The sequence below is a fragment of the Streptomyces sp. NPDC028907 genome (genome assembly GCF_055564995.1).
Genome location: NZ_JBVHVE010000012.1, coordinates 1 through 13,472 on the forward strand (window position 1 = coordinate 1; position 13,472 = coordinate 13,472).

The window sequence follows — 13,472 nt, forward strand, 5'->3', positions numbered from 1 at the left end:
CCACGGCTTGTTGCTCACACACCCACGAACGGCCGAACGGTCACACCGGACACGCCCGCCAGCACCCCATCACAAGATCGTGTTACGAGCTCTTATGGGGCCGAAGCCCGCTAACGCAGTTTCTCTATCTCCCCCGGGAGAATTTACGAAAGTCAAGCAAGAACGGTCCGCCTCCCGAAACCCCTAAGCCCCCCTAGACACATCCCCTAGCAGCCTCTAAAAAGCATCCATGACCAGCTTTTCGGTCCGATCCGAGCCGGTCTGCACTAAGGTGCGATGCCGGACAGGCCCAAACGAACACTCGCTACGGCGGCGATACAAGACGCCTGCGCCGTCGACGTCAGAAGCATCTCGCGACGAACAGGGAAAGAGCTATGCCAGTTTTCGATCCACTACCGGAAGCCCCTGCCGCCGACCGGCTGCCGCTCCATCTATGGGACGGCCCGGAGTTCACAGTCGTACCCTGGCCCGAAGACTCCTGGCAGATCGGCTACAACTCGCACACCTGGCTGCTGTACGACGGAAAGGAAAACGCGGTCCTGAAGGCCGTGCCGAAGGAGCAGGCGGTAAAGTTCGCCTCCGGTCTGCGCGCCGCGGAAATAGCTGAGAAGGCGGGCATTCCCTCCGGTGCCCCCCGCCTGACCCGTGACGGCGAAATCGTCGCCGAACACGGAGACTGGTGCTGGGGGCTGCTGGAGTACGTCACCGGCAGGCCCACCGACCTGGAGAACCCGGCGGAATTGGCCCGTGCCGGCCAGACTCTCGGCAGGATTCACGCCGCCCTCCGCGACGTCCCTCCGCTGCCGCAGACCATGGTCTGGAAGCACATGGACTGGGTGCTTGAGGAGCAGCCCTTCCTGGAGGGGCTCGACTGGATTCAGCAAGCGATCCGCGAAGGGTTCGACAGCGTACCGGCGGAGATGTCGGACGGCCTGATCCACTGCGATCCGCGACTCACCGAGTTCCGTTTCGACGGAGACCTGGTCGGCCTCATCGACTGGGGTGAGGTGATGCACGGCCCGCACGTCTTCGACCTCGCGGGAACCCTGAGTTTCGTCGAGGACGACACCGACCCCACACCTTTCCTTACCGGCTACCTCCAGACGTCTCCGGCCACCGTGGACGAGTTCCTCCATCTGCCCACCATGCTCAAGATCAGAGCAGCGGTGGAGGGGTGGGTGTACGCGCGACGCCGCTACTACGGAATCGACCTCGGGCAGGTCGGCGAACACACCAACGACACCCTGATCGAGAGGTCCCGAAAGAACGTCCTGGCAGCGGACGCACTACCGAAGGATTTCTATCTACCCTGACCAGGGTGCCCGGGTCGGTCGCATTCCCGAGCTGGCCCCGATGATGTGAGATCCTCACGCAGGCGGGTGAAGTCACCCCGTTCCGTGGTGGGTCGCGGCCCGGCCGCGACCTGCTGCCCTGCCGAGGCAGGACCACCCACCGTCACGTAGTGGGCGGTCAGGAAGAAGCCGCTGGTCAGGTAGCCGGTCTCGGCAGGGCCGCGACACAAACGAAAGCGTTCACTAGCTCGTGCCGCCACGGCCAGGTGGCGGAGATCCGCAGACGGAGGCGGTGGCTGCCGCCGGTGATGCGGGCGGCGTCATGCAGTAGTCGGCAACGGAGCTTCTACGGCTCAGCGGTGGCCGACTCGCCCGCCGACAACAGTTATGTGGGGCCTTGGGGCCAGACGAGCAGGTCGACCGCGGTGAGAGCCAGTTGGAGCCGGGCGACATCGATGTGGAAGCGGTCGAAGCCGGTGGTCTTGGCGTGGAGGATGCGGTCCTCGACGCGGGCGTGCGCGCGGTGGCGGACACCTCCAGGTGCTGCACGGAGCCTTCGCCGCAGGGGGGTGTCGGTGAGGAAGACCCGGTGACGCATGCCCTCGTCCAGGTCGGACAACGAGAGCTGGGCGCCGGGACGCGGGCGTTCGCGCCGCACGATGATCCCGGGTGCCGGCGGGACAGCCGTCCAGGTCGACCATGCCGGTGAGCTCGGCGGCCTACGCATCGTGGCGCAAGGAGCCGTCCTGTTCCGGCGCGGGGTGCCATATCTGCTCGGGCAGGATCCGGATCGCGCGGCGGCGGCTCGGTGGCGGGGCCGACGAAAGAGCGAGCCCGGAACCCGCGGTAGCGCCGGGCACGTATGTGGTCCCTATGTGGTCCAGGAATGCTTTCGCGCCTCCGGCACTGTCGGTGCCGTGGCGGTGGGCGTCGGGGATCTGGGTCAGGGCGGTATCCAGGACGGCGAGGTGCTCGGCGGCTGTGTTGACGGGCTGCAGCACGTTGCAGGTGGGCGCTGTCTGCTCCTTCTCCGAGTGACAGGCCACCAGAGTGGCGCCGACGTCCAGAACCAGACCGGGCAGGTCGCACCGCCCGCGCGGGCAGCGGGGATGCCGTTCTCGGTCTCGTCGACCTGCAGTCAGGCGGCCTCCCCGGCGGCGGCCCAGGTCGCCAGTGGTGCTGCCAGGGCGGCAGGATCGATGCCGACCAGCAGCAGCCAGGCGGTCGGGGGAGACCACCCAAACGAAACCGCCCACAGCAATCCGCCCAGGATCGTGGCCGGTGCCGCAGCCGCAGTCGGTGAAGGCAGCGGCCAGGCCGGTGGCATCGGTGAGATCGGCCGGCAGGCGGGACCCGGCATGGCTGACCACTCCGCGACTGTCGGCCGAGGCGACAAACTCGAAGCGTGACCCGGTACCGTGCGCACAGAAAGTGCCATCGCTGAGACAACCGGACACCGCCGCAAGTGAGACGGGCGGGCTGGGGCGAGGCATTCCCCACCGCCACCCGCCCGATCACCGGTCCTTACCGGGCCCTGTTCCTGTGAGGGTTCCCACGGGACGAACCCGGTGTCAGACCGTCGGCGCGTCCCAGGCCACCGGCAGCTCCTTCACGCCGTACACCAACGAGTCATGCCTGAAGCGGATGTCCTCCGGTTCGATCGCCAGGCGCAGCGCAGGGAAGCGTTCGAAGAGGAGCTTGAACGCCAGCCTCAGCTCCACGCGGGCAAGTTGCTGGGCGATGCACTGATGAATCCCATGGCCGAACGCCAGGTGGTGCACGTTCTGCCGGGTCAGGTCCAGCACGTCCGGGTCGGGGTAATGATCGGGATCCCGGTTGGCCGCGACCATCGACGCAGTCACGGTCTCTCCGGGCTTGATCACGTGTCCGGCGAACTCGATCTCTTCGGTGGCCGTGCGGTTGAACTGGAACTGCACGACCGAGAGATAGCGGAGCAGCTCCTCCACGGCATTACCGATGATCGACGGGTCTTCCTTGAGCTTGGCCAACTCCTGCGGGTGCCGGAGCAGGGCATGAACACCGAGGCCCAGCATGTTCGCGGTGGATTCGAACCCGGCTACCAGGAGCATGACGCTGGTCCCGATGATCTCGTCGATCTCAAGACGGTCATCGGATTTCGGGTGGAGCAGACCGCTGATGATGTCGTCCTGCGGATTCTTGATCTTGTCGTTCACCAGCCCGGTGATGAACGCGAACAGCTCTTTCCTCGCGTGTTGCACCTCCTCGATCGGGAGGTCCATGTTGAGCACGGTCTGCGTCCATGCCTGGAAATCGTGGCGGTCGTGTGCCGACACACCCAGCAGATCACAGATGACGAGGGACGGGATCGGCAGCGCGAACGTCTCGATCAGATCAACACCAGGGCCTACCTGCTGCATCTCGTCGAGCTGCCGGGCCACGTGCTCGGCGATCCCGGGCTCCAGCTCGCGCACCCGGCGCGTGGTGAACTGTCCGGCGAGCATCCGGCGATACCGCGTGTGCTCGGGCGGGTCCATGCTCACCATGGCGCTCCGTCGGCAGCTTCGGCTTCTCGTAGGTGTGCCTGGTGCGCGCCGCGATGTCGCGGTTCGAACTGAACCGGGTGTCCAGCAGCAGAGCTTTGACGTCGTCCTGCTTGGTCAGCAGCCAGCCCACTTGGCCGTCCGCGTACCGCACCCGGCTCACCGGCTCCTCCGCACGCAGCCGCTTGTAGTCGTCCGGAGGGTTGAAGGGGCAGCTTCGCCGAAGGGGCAGATCGTGTACTTCTGACGTCGGTTCCGACACGTCCCATTCCTTTCCAGAGAGCCCGGCCGATGCCAGACGAAAGAATCCATTACGGTCGGCCAGATATGGAAGCGTCCGACGGCGCCTCAAAGACTATGATCCCGGCAGCGGGCAACCTACCGGAACACAAACAACATCTGTTCGTCTTTCGGTATACGTGAAATGGGGTGCACTTTACTCACCTTCCCGGTCTCTTTGTCGCCCGGTCGAAAAATTCTGCCGAAAACCATCGATCAGGAGCCGACGGGCGACCGCGCCTCGTTTTATTTCTTGCGATTGCACTGACGCGTCCTGCTGGATACACTCGCGAAATGCGAATCGAAGTGGACCGCGAAAAATGCACATCATGCGGCAGTTGCGCGATGTACTATCCCGAGCCGTTCGACCAGGATGAAAAGGATGGTCGCGTCAGACTCATCGTGGAATATCCCTCCGAGATTCAGGAGGCCGAGGCAGGGGAAGCCATTGACGCTGGGGGCGGAGACGGCACGGTGCGTCCATTCACAGGGTCGGTATAGGGCGCTGGCGAGTGCGTCGCGGATGGCGCGCATGGCTTTCCATCTGGGTGCCACACACACCGGTTCGGGGACCAGCCGGAAACACTCTGACACCTTCCGGGCAACCAGCCTTTCCCTTCCCCTCCTGATCCGGCACCCGCTCAGCTTCCCTTACCAACCCCGTGGGCCACACCCCCTAAGCACCCCCTGATCACCCATACATCAGCCTGGATCCACCGCTCGACAGTCAGTCTGTGGACTCTCGATGAAGGTGAAGACCTCGGCGCGGGCGGTAGCCCGGTCGGGCCAGATCCGGGTGCCGATTTCCTCCTTGAGCAGGGCCCAGAGACTCTCCGCGGCGACGTTGTCGAAGCATGATCCGGTGCGTCCGCAGCTCTGCCGCAGCCCCAACTCCCGTATCCGGCACCAGAATTGAGTCGAGGTGCACTCGCTGCCGCGATCGCTGTGGATCACGCGGCCCGGCTCCAGGTTCCCCCGGCCGTGGGCCAGGTCCAGGGCATCCACGACGAGTTCGGCGCGGTGGTGATCGGCCATGGCATAGCCGACGAACTCGCGGGTGGCCAGGTCCAGCCAGCAGGCGAGGTAGAGCCAGCCCTCGGCCGTCGGCAGGTAGGTGATGTCGCCGACCAGCTTGCTCCCGGGACGCTCGGCGTGAAAATCGCGGGCGATCAGGTCCGGGGCCGGCTTCGCCTTCTTGTCCGGCCGGGTCAGCGAGCGGTGTTTCCGCCGGGTTACGCCCCGGATGTCGCGCTTTGCATCACGCGGGCGACACGCCTTCGGTTCACCCGCCGTCCCAGGCGCCGCAGTTCGGCATGGATGCGCGGAACACCATAGGTCTTCCGGGAGGCGAGGTGCAGCACAGTGATCTCGTGCGCGAGCGAGTCGTCGGCGAGCTGGCGGGCGCGGCGGGCGGCCTCACTCTCGCGCCAGGCGTAGTAGGAGGAGCGGGTCACGTGCAGGACCCGGCACAGCAGAACGATCGGATAGTTCGCCTTCTCCGCGTGGTTGAACCGGCACAACTCGCTCACCGGTCGTTCTCCTTCACGAAGAAGGCGGTCGCTCTTTTCAGGATCTCGATCGTCTGCTGCTGTTCTCGATTCTCCTTGCGCAGCTGCTTGAGCTCCTCGCGCTCGGCACTGGTCAACTCGCCGGATTCGCCCTCGCCCCGGTCCGTCTTGGCCTTGCGGTACCAGCCGCGCAGGGAATCGGAGCTGATGCCGAGCTCCCGGGCAACGGCGGGTCCGGTGGCGAGCCAGTCGCGCAGGTCTTCGTCGGTGACGACGGGGACGAGGATCTGGTAGTCGGCGAGCAGGCCGAGGTCGATGGCGTCGGAGAAGGTGAGCCGGTAGGCGACGGGGCCGAAGAGGTTCTCGTCGTTCATGGAGGCCACCGCCTCCGTGTTCTCGTCCGGGCTGTCGTCGGGGTCCCCGACGCGGGGGGGTGGCGGTCAGGTAGAGGCGCCGGGCGGTGGGGACCTGGTCGTCGTGGTGGACGGCGGCCCAGGCCTTGCCTGCCGACACATGCCGGGCGATGGCCGTGATTTTGCTGACCGCGTCGCAGCGGCCCGCATGGCACGGCCAACGGGTCTCCGTCGGAGTTCCCCGGCCCGAGGGACGCCACCGGGCGCTGGAGACAACGGGGAGCCTGCGCGTCCTCCGAGGCGCGCCGGGGTGCGCACACCGGAGTACAGCCAGAACGAGATCCCGGCGTGCCGAAGATCGTAGGGCCGCTTGCCAGCTTGGAGGCGAGTTCTCTACGGGTCAGGGCACAGGTCGGGTCGCGGTAGCCGCGCCGCGCTTGAGGGAGTGCAGCTCGTCTACCGAGCCGCCGTCCGTCCACTCCTTGCCTGCGTTGACGACGCCACCCGGGAGGTTGAGCATCCCGTTCGGAGTCGGGCAGATGGTGCTGTTCGAACCGGAGGTGCATAACCTCCGCAGGCCGCATTGCCGCGTAGTACATGCAACCGAAGAACGCCTCCGGGTGAGGGCCGCGACCGCGCTGCTGGGCAACCGCCGTGAGCAGCCGGGCGACCTTGGCCGGGTCGGGAACGGCAGCTGGGTCCACCCCCTCGTCGACCGCTGGAGCGTTCCACCAGAGCCCGTTGAGGGGGTTCTCCGTGAAGCAACCTTTCTCCACAGTGATATTGAGGACTTCGTTGAACGCAGCCCGCTTGCCCGTGCGGTCTTGGCAGCAGCCTCCTTGCCGTCCAGCTTGAGGCACAGGACATCCAGTGCCTCTCGCAGCGCATCGGCTTCCGCGAGAGCGCTGACGGGCAGGGAGTTCCGCCTTCTTGTTGAATGCCCAGGAGTGCAAGGCTCGCCGTAGCACCCGCGGCTCCGGATGGGTCACGCCAGAGCGCACGAGGACAGTCATGATGGTGGCGAATGCGTCGGCCAGTGTGCAGCGGGCGTTGGTGATCAGGCCGGGGCCCCAGGCAGACGTGGCCACGGCCTTGAGGGCCGTGGCCACACTCCCTCCGAAAGGCAGACGACTCGACCACCCGTTGTAGCCACCAACAGGGTTAGTGCCGCCAAGTCGGCGGAGGTCATGCCGGGTGTGCGTCTGAGGCCGTGTTCGTGAGCGCGGTCGGACGCAGAACGGCTCGAACGCTCCAGCCGCCTTCGGAGTTGGGACCGGCGGTGACCGTCCCTTGGTAGAGCGCGGCGCGTTCACGCATGCCGAGAAGCCCCTGCCCGCCGCCTTCCCAGGAATGATCTTGTTTCGTGGCGGGCGGACCAGTGTCCTGGACGGTTACATGTACGGCATCCTTCTCCGCGATCAAGGAGACACGGACCGTGGTGTCGGAGGCGGCGTGCTTGAGGGTGTTGGTCAACGCTTCCTGGACTATGCGGTACAGGGCGAGTTGCAGTCCCGCGGGCAGGCCGGCGAGGTCACCGGCCGTATGGAGGCCGACGTCGGGACCGGCCACACGGATCCGCTCCAGCAGAGCTCCGAGATCGCCGACACCCGGCTGAGGGCGAAAGGGCGTCTCATGAGGTCCCTCTTCACGGATCCCGGTGAGGAGCCGACGCAGGTCGGCGAGGGCACCACGCCCGCTGTCAGCGATGATCCGCAGTGTGTCCGCAGTCTGCTTCGGCTTGGTCTCGGCCAGACCCGCCGCACCGTCGGCCAGACCGACCACGACGGCAAGGGTGTGCCCGAGGATGTCGTGCATTTCCCGGGAGATGCGTGCCCGCTCCCCGGCCTCCGCGAGGCGGGCCCGCTGGTCGCGCTCCACCTCCAGACGCACCGCCTGGTCCTCCAAAGCGGTGATGTACGAGCGCGCCACGCGGCCGGCCAACCCCAGGCCTGCTATGGCGAGGATGCAGAGCACCAGGTCGGTGGTCACCGCCAGGGGGCTGTCGATCCGTTCGATCTGCTGGTCCGGCGCGAACGTCATGATCGTCACGATGGTCTGGGGGACGGTGATCGCGACGGCGACGGCCAACTGCACCGGCGGTGCGAACCGGGCGAGGTTGTAGAGCATGATCAGCTGCGCGAGAAAATGGGCGTAGCTGAGAACCCCCGATACGGCCTCAGCCATGGAGAAGGCCGTGACGACGGCAAAGACCAGGAAGGGATGACGATCCCGCGCAAGCAGCGGGACAGTGAACCCGATCATCACCACGAGCGCGACCGGGAAACCCGGATCGGCCCCGGCGGCACTGTCAACAAGCCCCGGGACACCGAGGGCCGTGCACACCAGCGGCGCCGCCCACTGCCTGACCCGGGGGTGCTCCTGGCCGACTCGCTGTATCGATATCAGCCACGCCAGCAGCCGCACTACCGTGCGATGCTCCGGGCCGCCCAGAAGACTACTGGGTTCCACCGGGCGGACCCTCGAGGAGGAGGTGGTCACTGAATGCGTCTCCGGGGTGCATGCGGACCGTCCGCCCCTGAGTGGGAGGACCGGCGGACGGCGGCTGACAGGAAGCGGCTCACGCCCGCGATCCGATCTCGTCGCGGAAGAGGTGCGGAGGGGCCATCGCGCGGCCCATATTTCACGCTAAAGGCGTCGCCGCGACAACGCGCAGCACCGGAGAACCCAAAACCAGGACGACAGCTACTACCACGGTAGGGGTCGCCTTCCTCCGAAGGGACACACTCCGAGCGCCGTAGCTCCCACCTGTCCTTTCGGACAGGGCCACTCCTACTCAAGTACCAGTCGGCCCCGCCATTTTCACTTCCTCGGTGCCCTGCTGGTCCCGTACGAGATCACTAGCCTGGACACACGCCACAGGGCACCACGGGCGGGTCCGGCAGAGCAGGGCGTTACGCGGTGACCACCCCTCGCAGCGGCAGCCCGGCGCACCATCCCACCGAACGGAGCTGTCATGTCCCTCCTGGCCCGGCCGGCGCTGGCCTCCCCCGCCGCCAAAGTGATGCAGCGTCTGAACGCCCTGCTGGCGGACCGGCACGTCGCGTCCTCCCTGCACAAACGTTATCCGGAGTACCCCCGGCACACCCACGAGTTGACCATCCCGACCTCCGTCGCCCCGGCCCGCGCCGTGGTGTACGTCCCCGACCGTCCCGAGGGCGCGCCTTTGCCGCCGGTCCACGTGAACTTCCACGGTGGCGGTTTCGTCCTGCCGCCGGTCGAGCTGGATGATCCGCTGTGCCGTTTCCTCGCGGCCGAGGCGGGTGCGGTGGTGGTGAACGTGGACTACGTCGTCGCGCCGCAGCACCCCTTTCCCGCGCCGCCTCGCCAGGCGTACGAGGTCGTCGCGTGGGTCGCCGAACACGGCGCCGAACAAGGCTGGGACGGCAGCCTCCTCACCGTGGGCGGTCAGAGCGCCGGAGGGGCCCTCGCGGCGGCGGTGGCCCGTCAGGCTCTGGAAAAGGGCGGTCCCTCCATCGGGCTTCAGATCCTGCACTATCCCCCTCTGGACCTCGTCACTGATGCCAGGGACAAGCGCTCGGTCATTGCCAAGCCGCTGCTACGCCCGTGGATGGCGGACATCTTCGACACCGCCTACGTGCCGGACCCGACGTTGCGCGGCGATCCCCTGGTCTCCCCCGCCCATCCATCCGACACCGCCGACCTGACCGGCATCGCCCCCGCCTTCGTCATCACGCCGGAACACGACCTCCTCCGTACCGAGGGCACTCGCTACGCCGAGCGGCTGCGTGGCGTCAGGGCGCTCTACGACCACCTCGACGTGCCGGGTGCTGACCACGGCTACGACCAGAACGACGCCGAAACGGCCAGAGGCGTCTACGGCCTGATGGCCCAGCACATGCGTCAGGCCGTGCACCCCGACTGATCGCGTGCCGCCCGACCGGAATCGATGAGTGGGGTACCAGCCGACTGCTTCTGGCTGGTACCCCACTCGTGTGCGCGGGTCAGGCTCCGGGCACCGTGCCCTTCAGTCTGCGCGGCAGGCGCGACGTCATTCCCGTGGTCGCGACGCCCACCAGTCGCCGAGACCGGCGTCCGAGGCGCGGCGGCGGCTCGTCCTCACCTGAACGGGAGTCGTCCACCGCCTCGGTCTCGGGCGCCTTGGCAGGAGTCGGTGTCTCCTCGTATCGACCCCGCAGTTCCGAGAGCACTCCGAACACCGCCGCGGTCATGGGCACGGCGAGGAGCATGCCGAGGACTCCGGCGACCGACGCGCCGGCCGTCAGGGCCACAAGGATCACGGCGGGGTGCATCTGCAGGGTGCGGCTCTGGATCATCGGTTGCAGCACGTTTCCCTCGAGGAGCTGCACCACGAAGACGATGCCCAGGACCCACAGCGCGGTCCCGAGGCCGCCGTCGGCGAAGGCGACCAGGACCGCGACCGCGCCGGACAGGAGCGCACCGAGGTAGGGGACGTACGCGCCGATGAAGACCAGGGCCCCGAGCCCTGCCGCGCCCGGTACGTCCAGAACGAGCAGGCCGACGGTGATGCAGACGGCATCGATGAAGGCGACGATCGTGGTGCCGCGCATGAAGCCCTCGATCGCCTGGAAGGCGCGACGGCCCATCACCTCAAGGTTCGCACCGGAGCCCCGGGGGGCGAGCGAGTGCAGTGCGGCGACCGCCCGGTCGGAGTCGCGCAGGAAGAAGAACATGAGCAGGATCGCGAGGGTGCCCGTCGCGGCCATCTCCACGACCACGCTCACGCCGCTCAAGAGGCCGTTGACGGCAGCGCCGCCGAACTTGGACAGCAGGTCCTTCGCGTTCGCGGCCACATCGTCCAGAGACGTCCCCGCCAGGCCGAACCGCTCCTCGATCGAAGCGGCCGCGTCGCGCAGGGAGGAGATGATCTGGTCACCGGTGTCGATGAGCGCGGTCACCACGATGTACGCCGCCCCGCCCATGACCACGACGACAGCGCCACAGGTCAGCCCGGCGGCGAGCGACTTGTTCACTTTCATCGCGATCAATCGGCGATAGAGCGGACCGAGCAGGGCCGCGCCGAGCAGCGCGAGCAGAACAGGCGTCACGACGGTCTCGAACGCGACACAGAACCACACCATCACGGAGATGACACCGCTGACGAGGAGGATCAGCGCGCTCCCCACGGCCACACGCCGGGCGATGCCGTGGAGCGGGTCGTGCCGGTGGTTCGTCCGGCGCCGATTGGGCCATGCCTGTCTGTTCGCGGGCGCACTCGTGCTTCTGATCACCGGACGCGCTCGGTGCACCGGTCCGCGCCGTCGGCTGCGCCCTGCTCCGGGAGAGAGTCTTCGGGGCTCCCCTATGTGCGTACTCACTCGTTCCTCTCCGCTCGCGCAGGGCCGGATGCGGCCACCACGGCCCTTCCTGCTTCGTGAACCACACCGCGCCGGTTGCTCATGCCGGCCGTACGAGCCCCACGTCGTAGGCGAAGATGACTGCCTGGACCCGGTCACGGGCGCCGATCTTGGCGAGGATGCGGCTGACGTGGGACTTCACGGTGGTCTCGGCCAGGTGCAGGTGTTCTGCGACCTCGGCGTTGCTGCATCCGGTGGCGACCGCGGTGAGAACCTCGATCTCACGTTCGGTGAGGGCTTCCAGCTGTCGCGCCTGCTCGGGGGTGTGGCCGGGCAGGCGCGTGGTGAAGGCGTCGATGAGTTTGCGGGTCAGGCCCGGTGAGATGACGGCGTCCCCGGCCGCGACCGCGCGGATTCCGGCGAGGAGTTCTTCGGGCAGGGCGTCCTTGAGGAGGAAGCCGCTGGCTCCGGCGCGCAGGGCGTCGTAGGCGTATTCGTCCAGGTCGAAGGTGGTCATGACCAGCACGCGGGAGCGGCCACCGGAGGTGACGATGCGTCGGGTCGCCTCGATGCCGTCCATGCCGGGCATGCGCACGTCCATCAGCACGACGTCCGGGTGGAGTTCGGCCGCCATACGGACCGCTTCGGCGCCGTGCGTGGCCTCGCCGACGACGGTCAGGTCGGGGTGTTGTTCCATGAGCATGCTGAAGCCGAGGCGTTGCAGGGCCTGGTCGTCGACGATGAGGACAGTGGTCATGCCGGGTGCTTCTCCGTAGGCGTGTCGGTGGGTGGGAGGAGGTGCAGTTCCGCTCGGACGCTCCAGCCGCCCCGGGAGTTCGGGCCGGCGGTCACGGTGCCCTGGTAGAGCAGGGCGCGCTCACGCATACCGAGGAGGCCCTGTCCCCCGTCGCCCCGAGGGCGCTCATGCGGCGTACGCGCAGGCCCGCTGTCCTCGACAGCGACGCGTACCGTGTGGGAGGTCGCCACGACGGTCACGTCGACCGTAGTCGCGAGGGTGGCGTGCTTGAGGGTGTTGGTCAGTGCTTCCTGGATGATGCGGTAGACGGTGAGCTGGAGGCCTGCGGGTAGACCGGAGAGTTCCCCCTCGGTGTGCAGGGTCACGGTGGGGCCGGCGACCCGGACCCTTTCCAGGAGGGCGTCGAGGTCGCTCAGGCCCGGCTGGGGTGCCAGCGGGGAGTCGCGGGACGCAGTGCCGTTCTCGCGGAGGGTGCCGAGGAGCCGGCGTAGATCCGCCAGGGCGCCGCGCCCGCTGTCGGCGATGATCTGCAGTGTCTCGGCACCCCGCTTGGGGTTGGACTCGGTCAGTCCGGTCGCGCCATCGGCGAGACCGACCATGACGGCGAGGGTGTGGCCAAGGATGTCGTGCATCTCCCGGGAGATGCGGGCCCGCTCCGCCGCTTCCGCGAGCCGGACCCGCTGGTCGCGCTCCACCTCCAGCCGTACCGCCCGGTCCTGCAGAACGGTGATGTACAGGCGTGCCACCCGGCCGCCCAGCCCCAGTCCTGCCATCGCGAGCATGCACAGCGACAGCATGACGGCCAGTGCCAGGGCGCTGGTGATGCGCTTGAGCTGTACGTCGGAGGAGAAGGCGAGGATGGTGATCACCGTCTGGGGTACGACGACCGACACGGCCCCGGCCAGAGCGAGGGGCGTGGCGAAGCGGGCCAGGTTGTACAGCATGATCAGCTGGGCGAGGAAGTGCGCGTTGGTCAGCACGCCACAGGCGGCCTCCGCCACGGAGAACCCCGTGACGGCCGTGAACACCAGAACAGGACGGCTCTGGCGCCACAGCAGCGGCACGGTGATTCCGGCCAGCAGACCCAGTGAGACCGGGAGCGCGGGCCCCGGGCCGGGGTATTCCACCAGGGGCTGGAGGCCGAGCGCGGCGCACAGGATCGGCATCCCCCACCTCTTGACATGGGGGTGCGCCTGGTCCGCCCGGCCCAGGGCGGCCAGCAGAGTCAGGACCCGGACCACCGTGCGGTCCTCCGAGCTGCCCAGCAGGCTGCCGGGTTCGGCTGGGGAGTTCTTCGATGCTGAGGTCACGGCGTGTGTCTCCGAGATGCCGGCTGACCGTCCGTCGGCCCTTGGGGGGGTGAGGACCGACGGACGGCGATTGAAGGGGTGGGCTCCCACCGCCGTGGGATCACATGCGCCGGGCTACTGTAAGCGGCGCGGT

The 13,472-nt window shown here is 67.6% G+C and carries 11 protein-coding genes and 1 pseudogene; 3 read left to right on the plus strand and 9 right to left on the minus strand.

Annotated elements, in window-relative coordinates:
• Positions 1-374 precede the first annotated feature (374 nt).
• Complete coding sequence (locus tag ACZ4UU_RS31645) at positions 375-1,313, plus strand: phosphotransferase enzyme family protein (RefSeq protein WP_471906825.1); 939 nt, start codon at positions 375-377, stop codon at positions 1,311-1,313.
• A gap of 175 nt (positions 1,314-1,488) precedes the next feature.
• Here the strand turns inward: ACZ4UU_RS31645 and ACZ4UU_RS31650 are convergent.
• Together ACZ4UU_RS31650 and ACZ4UU_RS31655 are read right to left on the minus strand one after the other, a co-directional pair.
• A pseudogene (locus ACZ4UU_RS31650) lies at positions 1,489-2,785 on the minus strand (transposase).
• A 78-nt stretch (positions 2,786-2,863) separates the two neighbouring features.
• Positions 2,864-3,808, minus strand: coding sequence for a cytochrome P450 (locus ACZ4UU_RS31655; protein ID WP_471906826.1), 945 nt, complete (start codon positions 3,806-3,808; stop codon positions 2,864-2,866).
• Positions 3,809-4,387: 579 nt separating this feature from the next.
• Here ACZ4UU_RS31655 and ACZ4UU_RS31660 point away from each other — a divergent pair.
• Positions 4,388-4,594 carry a ferredoxin gene (locus ACZ4UU_RS31660; protein ID WP_471906827.1) on the plus strand — a complete coding sequence of 69 codons (207 nt, stop codon included), beginning with the start codon at positions 4,388-4,390 and terminating at the stop codon, positions 4,592-4,594.
• A gap of 201 nt (positions 4,595-4,795) precedes the next feature.
• On the opposite strand, the gene ACZ4UU_RS31665 is transcribed toward ACZ4UU_RS31660, so the two are convergent.
• The 4 genes from ACZ4UU_RS31665 to ACZ4UU_RS31680 all read right to left on the minus strand — a co-directional run bounded on the left by ACZ4UU_RS31665 (position 4,796) and on the right by ACZ4UU_RS31680 (position 8,423).
• Positions 4,796-5,338, minus strand: a complete 543-nt coding sequence (locus ACZ4UU_RS31665) for an IS3 family transposase (RefSeq protein ID WP_471907089.1) — start codon at positions 5,336-5,338, stop codon at positions 4,796-4,798.
• Entirely contained in the window at positions 5,326-5,622 is a 297-nt protein-coding gene (locus ACZ4UU_RS31670) for an IS3 family transposase (protein WP_471906828.1), read from the minus strand. Before ACZ4UU_RS31670 ends, ACZ4UU_RS31665 begins: the two co-directional genes overlap by 13 nt.
• Positions 5,619-5,975, minus strand: a complete 357-nt coding sequence (locus tag ACZ4UU_RS31675) for a transposase (protein WP_471906829.1) — start codon at positions 5,973-5,975, stop codon at positions 5,619-5,621. The genes ACZ4UU_RS31670 and ACZ4UU_RS31675 overlap by 4 nt, the downstream gene beginning before the upstream one ends.
• A gap of 1,164 nt (positions 5,976-7,139) precedes the next feature.
• Positions 7,140-8,423, minus strand: a complete 1,284-nt coding sequence (locus ACZ4UU_RS31680; RefSeq protein ID WP_471906830.1) for a sensor histidine kinase — start codon at positions 8,421-8,423, stop codon at positions 7,140-7,142.
• 505 nt (positions 8,424-8,928) lie between these two features.
• On the opposite strand from ACZ4UU_RS31680, the gene ACZ4UU_RS31685 reads away from it, so the two are divergent.
• Positions 8,929-9,858, plus strand: a complete 930-nt coding sequence (locus tag ACZ4UU_RS31685) for an alpha/beta hydrolase fold domain-containing protein (RefSeq protein ID WP_471906831.1) — start codon at positions 8,929-8,931, stop codon at positions 9,856-9,858.
• 79 nt (positions 9,859-9,937) lie between these two features.
• Here ACZ4UU_RS31685 and ACZ4UU_RS31690 read toward each other — a convergent pair whose 3' ends face one another.
• The 3 genes from ACZ4UU_RS31690 to ACZ4UU_RS31700 form a co-directional block, all read right to left on the minus strand.
• Positions 9,938-11,107 (minus strand): AI-2E family transporter, encoded by a 1,170-nt coding sequence (locus ACZ4UU_RS31690; protein ID WP_471906832.1) that lies wholly within the window; start codon positions 11,105-11,107, stop codon positions 9,938-9,940.
• 265 nt (positions 11,108-11,372) lie between these two features.
• On the minus strand, positions 11,373-12,029 hold the full coding sequence (locus tag ACZ4UU_RS31695) for a response regulator (RefSeq protein ID WP_471906833.1): 657 nt from the start codon (positions 12,027-12,029) through the stop codon (positions 11,373-11,375).
• Entirely contained in the window at positions 12,026-13,339 is a 1,314-nt protein-coding gene (locus ACZ4UU_RS31700; protein WP_471906834.1) for a sensor histidine kinase, read from the minus strand. Before ACZ4UU_RS31700 ends, ACZ4UU_RS31695 begins: the two co-directional genes overlap by 4 nt.
• Between the last annotated feature and the right edge of the window lie 133 nt (positions 13,340-13,472).

What these genes read in the sequence shown, in the direction of transcription:
- ACZ4UU_RS31645 (WP_471906825.1), top strand. Translation starts at nt 375, where the DNA reads ATGCCAGTTTTCGATCCACTACCGGAAGCCCCTGCCGCCGACCGGCTG.
- ACZ4UU_RS31655 (WP_471906826.1), bottom strand. Translation starts at nt 3,808, where the DNA reads ATGGACCCGCCCGAGCACACGCGGTATCGCCGGATGCTCGCCGGACAG.
- ACZ4UU_RS31660 (WP_471906827.1), top strand. Translation starts at nt 4,388, where the DNA reads ATGCGAATCGAAGTGGACCGCGAAAAATGCACATCATGCGGCAGTTGC.
- ACZ4UU_RS31675 (WP_471906829.1), bottom strand. Translation starts at nt 5,975, where the DNA reads ATGAACGACGAGAACCTCTTCGGCCCCGTCGCCTACCGGCTCACCTTC.
- ACZ4UU_RS31685 (WP_471906831.1), top strand. Translation starts at nt 8,929, where the DNA reads ATGTCCCTCCTGGCCCGGCCGGCGCTGGCCTCCCCCGCCGCCAAAGTG.
- ACZ4UU_RS31695 (WP_471906833.1), bottom strand. Translation starts at nt 12,029, where the DNA reads ATGACCACTGTCCTCATCGTCGACGACCAGGCCCTGCAACGCCTCGGC.